The sequence below is a fragment of the Archangium sp. Cb G35 genome (genome assembly GCF_001896145.1).
GTDB lineage: Bacteria > Myxococcota > Myxococcia > Myxococcales > Myxococcaceae > Archangium > Archangium violaceum.
The window spans coordinates 693,685-711,257 of the sequence record NZ_MPOI01000004.1 but is presented as its reverse complement, the minus strand read 5'-3'; the positions used below and the strand labels follow the sequence as shown (position 1 = coordinate 711,257).

Annotated in this window: 4 protein-coding genes (1 of these 4 running past the window's edge); all 4 read left to right on the top strand. The window is 70.8% G+C overall.

Annotated features, from left to right (window positions below; genetic code table 11):
- Positions 1–47 precede the first annotated feature (47 nt).
- Entirely contained in the window at positions 48–998 is a 951-nt protein-coding gene (locus BO221_RS16130; protein WP_073561318.1) for an efflux RND transporter periplasmic adaptor subunit, read from the top strand.
- Positions 995–1,951, top strand: coding sequence for an efflux RND transporter periplasmic adaptor subunit (locus tag BO221_RS16125; RefSeq protein ID WP_073561317.1), 957 nt, complete (start codon positions 995–997; stop codon positions 1,949–1,951). Before BO221_RS16130 ends, BO221_RS16125 begins: the two co-directional genes overlap by 4 nt.
- Positions 1,941–4,181, top strand: a complete 2,241-nt coding sequence (locus BO221_RS16120; RefSeq protein ID WP_073561316.1) for a peptidase domain-containing ABC transporter — start codon at positions 1,941–1,943, stop codon at positions 4,179–4,181. The genes BO221_RS16125 and BO221_RS16120 overlap by 11 nt, the downstream gene beginning before the upstream one ends.
- A 166-nt stretch (positions 4,182–4,347) precedes the next feature.
- Positions 4,348–17,573 carry the 5' portion of a non-ribosomal peptide synthetase gene (locus BO221_RS16115; protein WP_083681073.1) on the top strand. Its footprint extends 3,946 nt past the window's final position, so the window shows 13,226 of its 17,172 coding nt (coding positions 1–13,226); its start codon is at positions 4,348–4,350; its stop codon lies off the right edge, out of view.

Sequence of the window (17,573 nt, the reverse complement as noted above, 5' to 3'; positions counted from 1 at the left end):
CGCCGTGAGCTTCGGGCCCAGCGATAGATCCCCTACGATGCGGGCCGATGGCTTCGCGCGTGCTCATTGGAGGGCTGGTCCTGCTCCTGCTCTCCCTGCTGGGAGGTGTGGCGTTGCTCCGCCCACGTCCCCATCAGGAGCGGAGTGGCGTGACGCCGTCCTCCGTGAACACAGCGGAACGGGGCGCTCGGGAGGACACGGGCGACAAGGGTCTGCTGGGCGTGGTGATCTCGGATGCGTCCGTGAACCTCGCCGCGCGTCTGGAAGGGCGCGTGGAGGACGTCCGCGTGCAGGTGGGCAGCGTGGTGCGCCGGGGGGAAATCGTCGCGACGCTGGAGTCCGCGAGCACGAGGCAGGAGCTGGCCATCGCCGAGGCGGCGCTGCTGTCCAGCCGCGCGGAGCAGCAGGTGGCGGCGGTGTCTCTCAAGCAGGCCCAGGAGCGGTTGCAGCGGCGGGAAGACACGGCACAGATCGCCGTGGGGGCCATCTCGCAGGAAGAGGTGTCCGCGGCGCGTTACGAGCAGCAGCTCGCGGAGGCGAAGCTGGCGCAGGCCCAGGCGCGCGTGCAGGAGCAGGAGGCCCGCGTGGCCCAGTTGCGCCAGCGGGTGGAGGAACTGGTGGTGCGCGCTCCCTTCGATGGACAGGTGGCCGGGCGCTTCACCCACCCCGGGGCGCTGGTGCAGCCGGCACAGGCGCTGGTGCACGTGCTCCGCCGTGGAACGCCGCAGGTGCGCTTCGCCATCCCCGCCCATCAGCTCCAGCGCGTGGAGGTGGGGCAGCCGGTGCGGGTGGAGGTGGCCGAGCAGAAGCTGACGCTCCAGGGCCGCGTGAGCCAGGTGGCGCCGGAGGTGGATGTCGCCTCCCTCATGATCTTCGCGCTCGCGGACGTGGAGGTGCCCCCGGGCGTCTTCGTCCCCGCGGGCACTCCCGTGCGGGTGAAGCCGGCGGCCCATGAACAGGCCCGGCAGGCTGACGGTGCGGTGGGGGCACGGCAGTGAGCGAGCAAGGCCAGGGCAAGCCGTCCATCTTCCGCAAGGAGGCGCTGGAGTACTACCAGCACTACCGCAGGCAGGAAGGCGATGTGTTGCAGCTCGCCCCTGGCTGGACGCGTTGGACGTACGCGGTGCTGATGGTCATGCTGGGCGTGGCGCTGCTCGCGTGCGTGATCGGCACGGTCTCCGAGTATGCCTCCGGGAGCGCGGTGGTGCGGATCGAGCGGCGCACGGAGGTGACGACGCCCGCTGGCGGCGTGGTGGCCTCGGTGCGGGTGCAGCCCGGCCAGCGCGTGGAGGCCGGACAGCTCCTGGTGACGCTGCAGTCCGAGGAGGAGCGCAATACGTTCACGCGCGTTCAGCACGAGCTGGAGCTGAACCTGGTGCGCTACATGAGGGACCTGACGGATCAGTCAGCCCGTCTGGCCCTGACGACACTGAGAGCCGAGCAGGAGCTGGCCCAGGCCCGCGTGGAGGCTCGCTCCCTGCGCGCCCCCGTGTCCGGAGTGGTGGGGGATTTGCGCATCCAGCCGGGGCAGTTCCTCACCGCGGGCACTCCCGTCGCGTCATTGGTGGAGGACGATGCGCCGGTGTTCCTGCTGGCCTTCCTGCCCGGCTACTACCGGCCCTTCCTCAAGCCCGGGATGCCCGTGCGCGTGGAACTGGATGGCTTCCACTACGACTATCGTGAAGTGCTCATCGAGTCGGTCGGCGATCAGATCATCGGCCCCACCGAGCTCAAGCGCTACCTGGGTCCGGACCTGGGTGACGCGGTGAAGGTGGACGGCCCCATCGTCCTGGTGCGGGCGAGAATCCCCTCGCGGACCTTCACCCACGATGGGCGGGTGCTGGATTTCTTCGATGGCATGCCGGCGCGGGCGGAGGTCGCGGTCCGTTCCGAGCCCATCCTCCTGACGCTCCTTCCGGGACTCAAGGCCCTCTTCCCCCATGAAGACTGAGCAGACGCCCTCCGAGCACAAGCCCGGGTTGTTGGAGCGCTTTCCCGCGCTCAAGCGGCTGCAGGAGCGGCTGAAGACCCTGCCCGACGTGCGGCAGTTGTCGGTGGCGGACTGTGGCGCCGCGTGCCTGGCCATGGTGCTGGGCTACTACGGCCGGGACATGAGCCTGGACCAGGTGCGCGAGGTGACCGGCATCGGGCGCGATGGCATCTCCGCGCGCACGATTCTGGAGGCGGGGCGCCGCCTGGGGCTCCGGGGACGGGCCGTCTCCATCGATCTGGATCGGCTCGAGCACCTGCCGACGGGCAGCATCCTCCACTGGGACTTCAACCACTACGTCGTCTTCGATCGGATCGTCCGCGGCCGGGTGCAGATCGTCGATCCCGCCCAGGGCCGGCGGCTCGTGTCCATGGAGGGCTTCAGCCGGCACTTCACCGGCGTGGTGCTCCTCTTCGAGCCGGGCGAGGACTTCCAGCGGGTGGCCACCCCTCGCGCCGGGGCCTTCCGCTACCTGGTGCCGCTGCTGCGCCAGTCCGACACGATCAAGCGGATCGTCGTGCTGTCGGCCACCCTCCAGCTCTTCGCGCTCGCCGTCCCCATGCTCATGGGCATGGTCGTGGACCGCGTGGTGCCTCGGGGCGACTACCACCTGCTGGGGGTGCTGGCACTGTCGCTGGCCGGGCTCGTCCTCTTTCACCTCATCGCCTCGCTGCTGCGTGGCCACCTGCTCCTGGAGATGCGCACCCGCATCGACTCGGGCATGACGCTCGGCTTCCTGGACCACCTGGTGGACCTGGCGTTCTCCTTCTTCCAGCTCCGCCCCGCCGGCGACCTGATGATGCGCGTGGGCATGCAGTCCAAGGTGCGGGAGGTCCTCTCCTCCACCGCCATCTCCACGATGCTCGATGGGACGATGGTGCTGCTCTACTTCGTGCTGCTCTTCCTCGTCAGTCCGTTGCTCGGGCTGGTGGTGATGGGGCTGAGCATCATGCAGGTGCTCGTCTTCCTGGTGACCCGGGAGCGGCGGCGCGGCCTGCTGTCCCAGAACCTGGAGCTGGATGCGAAGAACCAGAGCTACCAGATCGCCATGCTCACCGGCATGCAGACGCTGAAGTCCTTCGGCGCCGAGCGGCGGGCGGTGGAGTCCTATTCGCACCTCTACGTGGACGTGATGAACGTCACCCTGGAGCGGGGACGGCTGGGTCTCTGGGTGGAGTCGCTCACGAGCATGCTGCGGTTGGCCTCGCCGCTGGTGCTGTTGCTGGTAGGGGCCTATCAGGTACTCGAGGGGCAGCTGTCCCTGGGCGAGATGCTGAGCCTCAACGCGCTGGCGGGAGCCATGCTGGTGCCGCTGGCCAACCTGATTGGCGCCGCTGGCGAGTTCCAGGTCCTGGGCAGCTACCTGGAGCGCATCAACGAGGTGCTGGACGCGCCACCCGAGCAGCCTCGCGACAAGGCGGGCACGCTGGTGAAGCTCGAGGGCGCCATCGAGCTGGAGAAGGTGTCGTTCCGCTACGGCCCCTCCTCGCCCCTGGTGGTCCAGGACGTGTCGCTGAAGATCGAACCGGGGCAGATGGTCGCCATCGTGGGACGCTCGGGCGCCGGCAAGTCGACGCTGGCCAACCTGCTGCTCGGGCTCTACCTGCCCACCTCGGGCCGCGTCACCTATGACGGTCTGGAGCTGGTGAACCTGGACCTGCGCTCGCTCCGGTCACAAATGGGTATCGTCCTGCAGGATCCGGCCTTCTTCGGCTCGTCGCTGCGGGACAACATCTCCCTGGCCAACCCCGAGCTGCCGCTGGAGCGGGTGATCGAGTCCGCGAAGCTGGCCTGCATCCATGACGACATCATGGCCATGCCCATGCAGTACGACACGCTGCTGGTGGATCGCGGCTCGGCCCTGTCCGGAGGCCAGCGGCAACGGCTGGCCCTGGCGCGAGCCCTGGTGCACCGGCCCTCGGTCCTGCTGCTGGATGAGGCCACGAGCGCGCTGGATGCCATCACCGAGGCCCAGGTCCAGCAGGCCCTGGCGAGCCTGAAGTGCACGCGCGTCGTCATCGCCCATCGTTTGAGCACCATCCGCCGGGCGGACGTCATCGTCGTCATGGACGCGGGACGCGTGCTGGAGACGGGCAGCCACGAGGAGCTGGTGGCGCGCGGCGGTTATTACGCGAGGCTCGTCAACGCGCAGATGGAGCAGCCCGCGGCGCCCACGGCCCGGGCGGGTTAGCCGCCGCCACGTCCCGCTCTCCGCGAATCCGAGAGGCTCTCGCTCCATCGATGAGCCCGGCGCTGAGCAGGCATTCGAGCGTCCTTCCTTTCGCCTGAACTGTTCAGCAAGCGGCAATCTATACTGCCGCGGCTTTTGTGCGCCCGCCTCGCCCCCCCAGGAGCCCATGAGCCTTCCCGGTCAACCGTCCTCCGCCACCACGCTCCTGGAGTTGCTCGAGACGCGCGCCAGCGCCCAGCGTGAGCAACCCCTCTACACGTTCCTCGAGGAAGGGGAGGAACAGGTGGTGAGCTACGCGGCGCTGGACCTGCGGGCCCGGCGCATCGGCGCGATGCTCCAGTCCCTGGCACGGGCCGGAGAGCGCGCCGTCCTGCTCTATCCGCCGGGCCTGGAGTACGTCGCGGGCTTCTTCGGCTGCGTCTACGCGGGGCTCGTCGCCGTGCCCGCATATCCGCCGGAGCCCACGCGGCTCGAGCGCACGCTCCCCCGGCTTCGCGCCATCATCCGCGATGCGCGCGCCAGCGTCGTGCTCACCATCTCCTTCATCCGGGAGATGGGCGAGAGCCTCTTCGAGCAGGCCCCGGAGCTGGCCGCGTTGCGCTGGGTGGCCACCGACGCCATCGACGAGGGCGTGGAGGCCGGCTGGCAACGGCCCGAGGCGACGCGCGACTCGCTGGCCTTCCTCCAGTACACGTCCGGCTCCACGGGCGATCCCAAGGGCGTGCGGCTCAGCCACGGCAACCTGCTGCACAACCTGTCCCTCATCTCGCGCGCCTTCGAGGTCCGCGCCGACAGCGTGGGCGTCATCTGGCTGCCGCCGTACCACGACATGGGCCTCATCGGCGGCATCCTCCAGCCGCTCTACGCCGGCTTCCACACGGCCCTCATGTCCCCGCTCGCCTTCCTCCGGCGCCCCCGGCTCTGGTTGGAGGCGCTCTCCCGCTTCGGCGGCACCATCAGCGGCGGGCCGTGCTTCGCGTTCGATCTCTGCGTCCGCAAGGTGTCTCCTCCCGAGCGCGAAGGGTTGGACCTGAGCCGCTGGGAGCTCGCCTTCTGCGGCGCCGAGCCCATCCGCCCCGAGGTGATGACCCGCTTCGCCGAGGCGTTCGCCCCCGCTGGCTTCCGCTCCGAGGCGTTCTATCCCTGCTACGGCCTCGCCGAGGGCACGCTGATCGCCTCTGGCGCCAAGAAGGGCGAGGGCGTCCTCGTCCGCACCTGGGAGGCCGCGGCGCTGGAGCGCAACGAGGCCGTGGTGGCCGTGGATGGGCCCGGCGCTCGTCCGCTGGTGGGCTGCGGCAAGGTCATGCCCGAGCAGTCACTCCTGATCGTGGATCCGGAGACGCGGCGGGCGTGCCCCGAGGGCAGGGTGGGGGAGATCTGGATCTCCGGCCCGAGCGTGGCCCACGGCTACTGGGAGCGGCCCGAGGAGAGTGAAGCCGCCTTCCAGGCCACCGTGGTGGAGGGGGGTCCGGAGCGGTTCCTGCGCACGGGGGACCTGGGTGTGCTCCACGGCGGCGAGCTCTTCGTCGTGGGCCGGCGCAAGGATCTGATCATCCTCCGCGGCCGCAATCTGCACCCGCAGGATCTCGAGCTGACGATGGAGCGGAGCCACCCCGCGCTCCGGCCCGGGTGCGGCGCGGCGTTCTCCATCGAGGTGGAGGGCGAGGAGCGGCTCGCGGTGGTGTACGAGGTGGATTCGCGCAAGCCCTGGACGCCCGATGAGGTGGTGGGCGCGGTCCGCCGCAGCCTGTCCGAGGCGCACGAGGTGCAGCTCCATGCGTTGGTGCTGCTCGAGCCCGGTGCCCTGCCGAAGACGTCCAGCGGGAAGATCCAGCGCCGCGCCTGCAAGGCCGAGCTGCTCGCCGGTTGGCCCCGCGCGCTCCTGTTCTGGCGGGATACGGAGGGTGTGGCGCGGGGGCAGGGGACTCCGGTGCTGGAGGCCCCCGTCGATCCGGTCTCCGTCGAGGAACTGGAGACCTGGCTCGTGGCCCGGCTCTCGGCGCGGCTGCGCGTGCGTCCGGAGGAGCTCGCGAAGGATGTGCCCATCACGAGCTTTGGTCTGGACTCACTCGCCGCCGTCGAGCTGGCCCATGAGATCGAGCATCTGGGCGCCGTCCTCCGCATGGACGAGCTGCTCCATGGGCCCACCGTGGCCGCGCTGGCTCGGACGATCTTCAACGCGCGTGACGCGGGGCTGCCGTCCATTCCCCGCCGTGCCGAAGGGACAGGGGCACCGCTCTCGTCCGCCCAGCAGCGGTTGTGGCTCTTCGAGCAGCTCGAGCACGGCAAGCCCGCATACAACCTTCCTTCCGCCCTCCGGCTCGTGGGAGAGCTGGATGTGGCGGCGCTCGAGCGGAGCTTCACGGCGATCCTCGAGCGGCATGAGATCCTCCGGGCGACGTTCCTCGAGGCCGATGGCTCGCCCCGGCAGGTCATTTCGTCCGTGCCCCCGTCCGTGTTCCGGCTCGTGGAGCTCCAGGCCGTGCCTGGACGTGAAGAGGAAGCGCTCCGGCTGGCCCGGGAGGAGGCGAGTGCTCCCTTCGACCTCGTGCGCGGCCCGCTGATCCGGGTCACGTTGTTCCGTCTGGACGCTCGCGAGCACCTGCTCGTCGTGGTGATGCACCACATCGTCTCGGACGGTGCCTCTTTCGCCCTCGTAGCCCGGGAGTTGAGCGCGCTCTACACGTCCTTTGCCCGGGGGGCCTCTGCCTCCTCGCCGCCGCTCCCGGTCCAGTACCCCGATTACGCGCTCTGGCGCCGGGAGCGCGAGACCGATGCGGCCCTCGTGGAATCGCTCTCCTGGTGGCGGCAACGCCTGGCCGGTGCTCCCGCCGCCCTGGAGTTGCCCACCGACAGGCCCCGTCCTCCCTCGCCGTCGTACCGGGGCGCCCGCGTTCCGCTGCACCTCTCCGAGCCGCTCACCGCCCGCCTGGAGACGCTGGGCCGCGGCGAGGGCGCCACGCTCTTCATGACGCTGCTCGCGGCCTTCCAGACCGTGCTGCTGCGTCACTCGGGCCAGGAGGACCTCTGCGTCGGGACTCCCGTCAACGGCCGTGACCGCGCCAGCCTGGAGGGGCTGATCGGCTGCTTCCTCGATCTCCTCGTCCTCCGCACGTCCCTGTCTGGCGATCCCTCCTTCCGCGAGCTGCTGGCCCGCACCAGGACCACGTCGCTCGAGGCCTTCGCCCATCGCGATGTCCCCTTCGAGCGCATCACCGAGACCCTTCCGTCCTCGCGTGACCGGAGCCGCTCGCCCCTGTTCCAGGTGCTGTTCGTCCTCCTGCCCGAGCCCGGCGCGGAGCTTTCGCTGCCTGGTCTGGAGGCTCGCCGCGTGGAGCTCGATCCGGGTGCCACGGCCTACGATCTGACCCTGTCCCTCGCGCACGGTGCGAAGGGGCTGGAGGGCTGGCTCGAATACGCCACGGACCTCTTCGATGCCTCCACCGCGACCCGGATGGTGGAGCGGCTGCTCGTGGTTCTGGAGGCCGTCGTCGCCGACCCGGACCAGCGGCTTTCCGCGCTTCCGGTGCTGCCGGAGCACGAGCGGCGCCAGGTGCTGGTGGACTGGAACGCCACGCGCACCGAGTACCCGGAGGAATGCGTCCATGCGCTCTTCGCGGCACAGGCGGCGCTGACTCCGGATGCGCTGGCCGTCGTCTGTGGCGACGAGTCGCTCACGTACCGGGAGCTGGAGCTGCGGGCCAACGCGGTGGCCCGGCGGCTTCGTGCCGCGGGCGTGGGTCCCGAGGTGGTGGTCGGTCTGTGCGCGGAGCGTTCGCTGGAACTGGTGACGGGACTCCTGGGCATTCTCAAAGCCGGGGGCGCCTATCTCCCGCTGGATCCCTCGTACCCCGAGTCCCGGCTCGCCTTCATGCTGGAGGACTCCGGAGCTCCCGTGGTGCTCGCGCACCGGCACCTGGTGGGCTCGCTCCCGTCCGGCACCCGGACCGTGATTCCGCTGGATCCGCCCGGAGCGTCCGAACTGGCCGAGGAACCCCCGGCGACCGGCGTAGGCCCGGACAACCTCGCATACATCCTCTACACCTCTGGCTCCACCGGCCGCCCCAAGGGCGTGCTGATCCCCCACCGCAACCTCGCCAACTTCTTCACCGGCATGGATGCGCGCGCCGGCTCGACGCCGGGCTCGTGGCTCGCCGTCACCAGTGTGTCCTTCGACATCTCCGTGCTGGAGCTGCTCTGGACCCTGGCTCGCGGCTTCAAGGTCGCCGTGCAGGGTGAACAGGGCGCGCTGGCCGCTGCTCCCCGCCGCACTCCACGCCGCAAGCCCCTGGGCTTCAGCCTCTTCTATTTCGCCGCGGACGATGGCGCTCAACAGGACGGCCAGCCCTACCGGCTCCTCCTGGAGGGCGCGCGCTTCGCGGACCGCCATGGCTTCGAGGCCGTCTGGACCCCCGAGCGGCACTTCCACTCCTTTGGTGGGCTCTATCCCAACCCCTCCCTCACGGGCGCGGCGATCGCCGCTGTCACCGAGCGCGTGGGCATCCGCGCCGGCAGCATCGTCCTCCCGCTGCACCACCCCGTGCGCGTCGCCGAGAACTGGGCCGTCGTCGACAACCTGTCCAAGGGGCGCGTGGGGCTGTCGGTGGCTCCGGGTTGGAACGCGGACGACTTCGTCCTCGCGCCCGAGCGTTATGCCGAGCGCCGTGCGCTGGCCGTGCGCGATCTGGACACCGTGCGGCGGCTCTGGCGCGGAGAGGCTGTCTCCCTCCCCAGCGGCACGGGTGAGCCTGTGGAGGTCCGCATCCGCCCGAGCCCCGTGCAGCCCGAACTGCCCATCTGGCTCACCGCCGCCGGCAACCCCGAGACGTTCCGCGAGGCTGGCCGGATGGGCGCGGGTGTTCTGACGCACCTGCTCGGCCAGCGATGGGACGAGCTGCGGGAGCGCGTGGCCCTCTACCGTGAGGCCTGGCGCGAGGCCGGCCACGCCGGCGAAGGACACGTCACGCTCATGCTCCACACCTTCGTGGGGCAGGAGTTGGACCGGGTGCGCGCGACGGTGGAAGGGCCCTTCCGCCGTTACCTGAGCAGCTCCGCGGACCTGATGCGCGGACTGGGGCGGACCTTCGGGTTGGAGCCCGCGTCCGTTCAGCCCGAGGACCTGGAGGCGCTCGCCCAGCGTGCCTTCGACCGCTACTTCGAGGAGGCGGGACTCTTCGGAACGCCCCGGACCTGCCGCGAGCAGGTGGCGCGGATCGAGGCGCTCGGTGTGGACGAGGTGGCCTGCCTCATCGACTTCGGCGTGGACTCGGACACCGTGCTGGCCAGCCTGCCCGCGTTGGATTCCCTGCGGCAGCGCTCCGAGCGCGACTTCCGCCTCCAGGGACAGCACGGCCTGACGGTGCCCGCGCAGATCCGGCGCCATGGCATCACCCACCTGCAATGCACGCCCTCGCTGGCCCAGGCGCTGCTGTTGGAGCCCGACGCATCGGATGCGCTCGCGGGCCTGTCGCGGTTGATGGTGGGCGGTGAGGCGCTCGCGGCGGACCTCGCGGCCCGGCTGCGCGGTGCGGTCAGTGGCGAGCTGTTGAACATGTACGGCCCCACCGAGACCACCATCTGGTCCTCCACGCACCGCGTGGATGGGTCCTCGGGTCCGGTGCCCATCGGGACGCCCATCGCGAACACCTCGCTCTATGTGCTGGACGCGCGGTTGCGGCCCGCTCCCATCGGCGTGCCCGGTGAGTTGTTCATCGGCGGCGCGGGTGTTGCCCGTGGCTACCACGCCCGGCCCGAGCTGACCGCCGAGCGTTTCCTTCCGGATCCGTTCAGCGCCCAGGACGGCGCGCGGATGTACCGGACCGGAGACCTCGCACGCTGGCGGGCGGATGGGACGGTGGAGTTCCTCGGCCGCGTGGATCATCAGGTGAAGATCCGCGGCTTCCGCGTGGAGCCCGGTGAGATCGAGGCCGCCCTGGAGAAGCACCCCGGCGTGCGGCAGGCGGTCGTGGTGGCCCGCGAGGACCCGGCCGGCGGTGCGCGGCTGGTGGCCTATGTCATCCACCGGCCGGAGGGGGCTCCCTCCACGGACGCGCTGCGCACCTTCGCTCGCCGGCTCCTGCCCGAGCACCTGGTGCCTTCCTCCATCGTGACGCTCGAGGCCTTCCCCCTCACGCCCAATGGCAAGGTGGATCGCAAGGCGCTGCCCGCTCCAGATGGACTGCGCGAGGCCGCTCGGGACTACATCGCCCCGCGAACCCGCACCGAGCAGCGTGTGGCGGAGATCTGGTCCGCCGTGCTGGGCGTCGAGCGGGTGGGGGCAGGGGATGACTTCTTCGCGCTCGGTGGGCACTCGCTGCTCGCCGCCCGCGCCATCTCCCGCCTCCGCGATGCCTTCGGCGTGGAGCTGGCCCTGCGTGAGCTGTTCGAGGCCGGTACCGTGTCCTCGCTCGCCGAGCGCATCGACGCGCTTCCGAAGACGGCTCCGCGGACGCCTCCCCTGGTGGCGGGCTCGCACGAGGGCGCGCTGCCCCTGTCCTTCGCCCAGCAGCGGCTCTGGTTCCTGGAGCAGCTGGATCCCCAGAACGCCGCCTACAACGAGGCCGTGACGGTTCGTGTCGAGGGAGTGCTCGACGTGGCGGTGCTGGAGCGCTGCCTCCTGGAGGTCGTCCGGCGCCACATGGGCCTCCGGACCACCTTCCGCGCCGAGGACGGCAAGCCGGTCCAGGTCATCTCCCCAGAGGCCCGGCTCCCGCTGGCCCGGGTCGACCTGACGGGGCTCTCCGGTTCCGCTCGGGCCGAGGCGGTCTCGCGGATCGCGGGCGAGGAGGCGCTACGGCCCTTCGCGCTCGTTTCGGGTCCGCCGCTGCGGGTCTCGCTGATGCGCCTGGACGAGCGCGAGCATGTGCTGCTCGTCGTGCTCCACCACATCGTCTCGGATGGGTGGTCCCTGGGCGTGCTGGTCCGCGAGGTGGCCGCGCTCTATCCGGCCTTCTCCGCGGGTCATGCCTCGCCGCTGCCGGAGCTCTCGCTCCAGTACGTGGATTACGCCGCCTGGCAGCGTGGATGGTTGCGAGACGAGGCCCTGGAGGCGCAGCTCGCGTACTGGCGGACCCGCCTGGCGGGAGCGCCCCAGTCGCTGGAGCTGCCCACGGATCATCCCCGGCCTCCGGTGCGCAGCTCCCGCGGCGCGAGCCGGCACACCCTCCTGAGCCCCGAGCTGTCCCAGGCCGTGAAGGACCTGGCCCACCGCGAGGGCGCGACCCCCTTCATGGTCCTGCTCGCGGGCTTCTCCGCCCTGCTGTCCCGCTACAGCGGCCAGGATGACCTGTGCGTGGGTACGCCCGTGGCAGGCCGCGACCGCACCGAGCTGGAAGGGCTCATCGGCTGCTTCGTCAACACGCTCGTGCTCCGCGTCTCGACCGCGGGCAACCCGTCCTTCCGCGAGCTGCTCGGCCGCGCCCGTGAGACCGTGCTGAGTGCCTTCGCCCACCAGGACGCCCCCTTCGAGAAGCTCGTGGAGGTGCTCCAGCCCGAGCGCGACCTCGGCCGTAGCCCGCTCTTCCAGGTGATGCTCGTGCTCCAGGAGGATCCGCTGCCGGAGATCTCCCTGCCGGGCCTCGAGCTGCGCGTGCTGGAGCAGGAGAGCCGCACGTCCAAGTTCGATCTGCGCCTCAGCCTCATGGAGACGGCGGCCGGGCTCTCGGCGACCCTCGAGTTCAGCACCGATCTCTTCGAGCCCTCCACCGCCGAGCGCATGCTTGCGCACCTGCGCGTCCTCCTGGAGAGCGCCGTCCGCGAGCCCGCCTGCCGCGTCCAGGAGCTGGCGCTGCTGGCACCCGAGGAGCGCCATCGCGTGCTGGTGGCGTGGAACGACACCCGGCTGCCTCGCGAGCCGGACGCGTGCCTGCACAGGCTCATCGAGGCCCAGGTGGAGCGCACGCCGGACGCCGTGGCCGTGTCCTTCGAGGGCGCGCACCTCACGTACCGGGAGCTGGACAGCCGTGCGAACCAGCTCGCCCATCATCTGCGCGCTCGGGGCGTGGGCCCGGACCGGCTGGTGGCGCTGTGCGCCGAGCGGTCGATCGAGATGGTCGTGGGGCTGCTCGGCATCCTGAAGGCGGGCGGCGCCTACGTGCCGCTGGATCCCGAATACCCGCGCGAGCGGCTCGAGTACATGCTCGCCGATGCGTCCGCCCCCGTGCTCCTCACCCAGGCACGGCTCGCCCCGGGTCTGCCTCATGGCGATGCGGCCGTGGTGTGTCTGGACTCGGAGTGGGAGGCCGTGGCCCGCGAGTCCACCGCGCGCCCGGAGGTCTCGTTGGCCGGCGGGAATCTGGCCTACGTCATCTACACCTCGGGCTCCACCGGGCGTCCCAAGGGCGCGATGAATACCCACGCCGCCATCTGCAACCGGCTGCTCTGGATGCAGGAGGCGTACGGGCTGGGCTCGGAGGATCGCGTCCTCCAGAAGACGCCGTTCAGCTTCGACGTCTCCGTCTGGGAGTTCTTCTGGCCGTTGATGACGGGCGCCCGCCTGGTGATGGCCCGGCCCGGTGGACACCGGGATCCTGCGTATCTCACCGGCGTCATCGCCAGCGAGCGCATCACCACGCTGCACTTCGTGCCCTCCATGCTGCGGCACTTCCTGGAGGCGCCGGAGCTGGATGCCCGCTTCAGCCCGAAGCGCGTGATCTGCAGCGGCGAGGCCCTGCCTCCGGAGCTGCGGGATCTCTTCCACTCGAGGCTGCGCTCGGAGCTGCACAACCTCTACGGGCCCACCGAGGCCGCCGTGGACGTGACGTTCTGGGCGTGTGTGCCGGAGGACCGGCGGCCACTGGTTCCGATCGGGCGCCCTATCGCCAACACGCGGATGTACGTGCTGGACCGGAACCTGCGCCCGGTGCCTCCCGGCGTGCCGGGTGAGCTGTACATCGGCGGCGTGCCGCTGGCCCGTGGCTACTGGCGGCGGCCCGAGCTGACCGCCGAGCGCTTCATCCCGGATCCGTTCGCGGAGACTCCGGGCGGCAGGCTGTACCGGACCGGGGATCGCGCCCGGTTCCTGGCGGATGGTGCCATCGAGTACCTCGGCCGGTTGGATGACCAGGTGAAGCTGCGCGGCTTCCGCATCGAGCTCGGAGAGATCGAGTCCGCGCTGCTGCGCCACCCGCACGTGCGCTCGGCCGCGGTGGTGGTGCGCGAGGACGTGCCGGGAGATCGCCGCCTCGTGGCCTACGTCATCCCCGCTGGCGAGGAGCTCGCGCCCCATTCACTGCGCTCGTTCCTGGGGAACTCACTGCCCGAGCACATGGTGCCCTCGGCCTTCGTGTCCCTGGAGGCACTGCCGCTCTCGCCAAGTGGCAAGCTGGATCGCCGGGCACTCCCCGCGCCGGTTCGCACACGGGTTGGCGGTGGCGAGGCCTCCGTCGAGCCCCGCACGAAGATGGAGCGCCGGCTCGCGGAGATCTGGGCTGGGGTGCTCGGAGTGGAGCGTGTGGGCGCCTCCGATCGTTTCTTCGAGCTGGGCGGGGATTCCATCCTCGGCCTTCAGGTGATCGCTCGCGCACGGCAGGCGGGGCTGCACCTCACCGTCCGGCAGCTCTTCCAGCACCAGACCCTGGCCGAGCTGGCCCGCGTGGCCGGAGAGGGCAGGGCCCTCGGCGATCAGGGGCCAGTGTCCGGGCCGGTGCCGCTCACGCCCATCCAGCGGTGGTTTCTCGAGCGGGAGCTGCCGGAAGCGCACCACTTCAATCAGGCGCTGTTGCTGGAGATGCGCGAGCCCGTGGACGCCGCCCTGCTGGAGCAGGCACTGCGCGCCCTGGTGGAGCACCATGACGCGCTCCGCTCGAGCGTGAAGCGCGTGGGGATGGGTTGGGAGCAGGACTGCGCGGCCCCGGGACGCGAGGTGATGCTGCGCCGGGTGGATCTGTCGGCGCTGCCAGAGTCCGAGCAGGCCACGGAGCTCGAACGTGTCTCGGCCGAGGTGCAGGCGAGCCTGTCACTGGACGAGGGGCTACTCGTGCGCGCGGTGCTGTTCGACCGGGGCCCGGCTCGGACCGGCCGGCTGCTGCTGGTCATCCACCACCTCGCCGTCGATGGCGTCTCCTGGCGCGTGCTGCTGGAGGACCTGACGACCGCGCTGCACCAGCTCGGCCAGGGCGAGCCGATCACGCTGCCGGCGAAGACGACGTCCTTCCAGGCGTGGGCGCGGCGGCTGGAAGAGTATGCGCGGTCGGAGGCCGTCGCGGCGGAGCTGCCCTTCTGGTTGGAGGAGGTTGGGGGTGACGTGTCCGCGCTGCCCCGGGAGCGGCAAGGAAGCAACACGCCCGGTTCCGAGCGCACCGTCACGGTGACGCTGGAGCCCGAGGTGACGCGGGCGCTCCTGCACGAGCTGCCGTCCGCCCTGCGCGCGGGCGTGGATGATCTGTTGCTCGCGGGAGTGGCCCGGGCCCTGGCTCGCTGGAGCGGCCAGAATCGGCTGCTCGTCGACGTGGAGGGACACGGGCGCGAGGAGCTCTTCGAGGACGTGGATCTCTCGCGCACGGTGGGCTGGTTCACCGCGCTCCATCCGGTTCGCCTGGCACTCCAGGATGCGAACCCCGAGACGGTGCTCGAGGCGGTCCGCGCCGCGAGGGAGCGGCGAGAGGACAGGGGACTCGGTTACGGCCTGTTGCGCTACCTGCGCCAGGATGAGGCCTCCGAGCAGCTCCGCGCACGGCCCTCCGCGGAGGTCTGCTTCAACTACCTCGGGCAACTGGACGTGGGGGCGCTCGGGGCGTCCCGGTTCGGCCTCGCGCCTGAATCCGTGGGGCCCTCGCATGGGGCCAGTGGACTCCGGAGCCATGTGCTGGAGGTGGTGGCTCGTGCCGCGGGTGGGCGCCTGGAGTTGTCCTGGATCTACAGCGACGCGCTGCACGCCCGCGAGACGATCGAGGCACTGGCCGCCGATTGCGCGGAGTCGCTCCGGGCGCTCGCGCGGACCGGTACCCCCGAGGAGCGCTACCCGCTGTCTCCGCTTCAGCATGGGCTCTTGTTCCAGGTGCTGCTGGAGCCCGGAACGGAGGCGTACTTCGAGCAGCGGAGCTGGACTCTCACCGGGGCGCTCGATGCCGCCGCGCTTCGCGAGTCCTGGGCGTTGGTGGTGGAGCGCCACTCCGCGTTGCGGATGGACTTCCAGTGGGCGGGTCTGGATGAGCCCATGCAGGTGGTGCGGACCCGCGTGGAGCCGCCGTGGAGCGAGCTCGATTGGCGCGGAGTTCCGGCGGAGGAGCAGTCGCGCGGGCTGGAGTCCTTCCTCCGCGAGGACCGGGCTCGTGGCTTCGAGCTGACGCGGGCACCCCTGATGCGCTTCACGTTGATCCGGCTGGGGGAGCAGGCCCATCGGTTCGTCTGGAGCTTCCACCACCTGTTGCTGGACGGATGGAGTCTGGCTCGGGTGCTCTCGGAGGTGCTCGAGGCCTACGCGGCGATCGTCAGGGGTGAGGCGTGGCGGCCCCCGCGTGCGCTGGACTTCCGCACGTACATCGGGTGGCTGAGACGGCGGCGGCCCGATCGGGATGAGGCGTTCTGGCGAGAGCTGCTGGCGGGCGTGGACGCGCCGACCCCGTTGCCGGGAGCGGGTGACTCCGGTGTGGCGAGCGGGGCGGGAGAGCGGGAGGCCGTGCTCGACGCGCGCACCACCGCGGCGTTCCAGGACTTCGCGCGGCGTCACGGGCTCACGCCGAGCACGCTGGTGCACGGCGCGTGGGCGCTGTTGCTGTCGCGGTACGGGGCGGGTGGGGATGTCGTTTTCGGCACCACGCTCTCGGGCCGTCCGCCGGAGCTGCCGGGCATCGAGGAATCGGTGGGGTTGTTCATCCACTCGCTCCCCGTGCGCGTCCGGATCCGGACCGGCGAGGAACTGGTTCCCTGGCTGCGTGAGCTTCAGGCGCGGCTGATGGAGCTGTCCCAGCGTGATCACGTTTCGCTGGCGCGCCTCCAGGGCTGGAGCGAGGTGCCCCGGGGCACGCCGCTCTTCGAGAGCCTGCTCGTCTTCGAGAACTATCCGATCGATGCAGCCGCGCTCGAGCGGGGCGTGGCCGGCCTGTCGCTCGGGGACTTCCGCCCCTTCGAGCGCACGCACTATCCGTTGACCGCCGTGGCCACGCCGGGCCGCGAGCTGCACCTCAAGCTGCTGTACCGCTCCGAGCGCGTCTCCGCGGATACCGCCGCCCGGCTTCTGGCGCACTGGCGGTCCCTGCTGGAGGAGATGGTTTCCGCTCCCGAGCGGCGGCTCGGAGACGTGCCCCTGCTGTCCACCGCCGAGCGCCGTCGAGTGTTGGTGGAGTGGAACGCCACGCGGACCTCGTTCCCGCGCGAGGCCACGATCCACTCGCTGTTCGAGGCCCAGGTGGCCCGTACGCCCGATTCCGTGGCGGTGTCCTTCGGTGAGGTCTCGCTCACCTATGCCGAGCTGGAGCGGCGGGCGAACCGGCTGGCGCACCGCCTCCTGTCACTGGGCGTGTCGCGAGGCTCGGCCGTGGGCCTGTGCGTGGAGCGCTCGGCGGACCTGATCGTGGGCGTGCTGGGCATCTTGAAGGCCGGTGCCGCCTATGTGCCGCTGGATCCGGCGTACCCGAGCGAGCGTCTGGCCTGGATGATCCAGGATGCCCGCGTGCCGGTGCTGCTCACCCAGCAGCGGCTGCGAGACAGGTTGTCACCGGGGGCCGCGCGAGTGCTCGCGCTGGATGGGGCAGGGGAGCTCGAGGGGTTGCCCGACACGGCTCCAGCGCCGAGCGCCTCGGCGGATGACCTCGCCTACGTCATCTACACCTCGGGCTCCACGGGCGTGCCCAAGGGTGTCTGCGTCCCGCATCGTGCCGTGGTCCGGCTGGTGGTGGAGACGGATTTCATCCAGCTCGTGCCCGAGGACCGCGTGGCGCAGGCGTCCAACGCCTCGTTCGACGCGGCCACCTTCGAGATCTGGGGCGCGCTGCTGCACGGGGCCCGGCTGGTGGGCGTGGATCGCGAGGTGGCGCTCGCGCCGAGGTCGTTCGCCACGTGGCTGCACGAGCAGCGCATCAGCGTCCTCTTCGTCACCACGGCCTGGTTCAACCAGATCGCCACCGAGGTGCCGGATGCCTTCCGAGGGCTGCGGCAACTCCACTTCGGTGGCGAGGCGGTGGAGCCGCGGCCGGTCCGCGCGGTCCTCCGTGAGGGTCCGCCACAACGGCTGCTCCACGTCTACGGTCCCACCGAGAGCACCACCTTCGCTTCCTGGCACCTCGTCCGCGAAGTGCCCGAGGGAAGCACGACGCTCCCCATCGGCCGGCCGCTGGCCAACACGGAGCTGTACGTGCTCGACGAGGCACTGGCGCCAGCGCCGCCGGGTGGAGCAGGGGAGCTGTGGATCGGCGGGGACGGCCTGGCCTGGGGCTACCTGGGGCGGCCGGAGCT

Bases quoted from the DNA above. Each gene is read 5' to 3' on its own strand.
- BO221_RS16130 (WP_073561318.1), top strand. From the start codon at position 48: ATGGCTTCGCGCGTGCTCATTGGAGGGCTGGTCCTGCTCCTGCTCTCC.
- BO221_RS16120 (WP_073561316.1), top strand. From the start codon at position 1,941: ATGAAGACTGAGCAGACGCCCTCCGAGCACAAGCCCGGGTTGTTGGAG.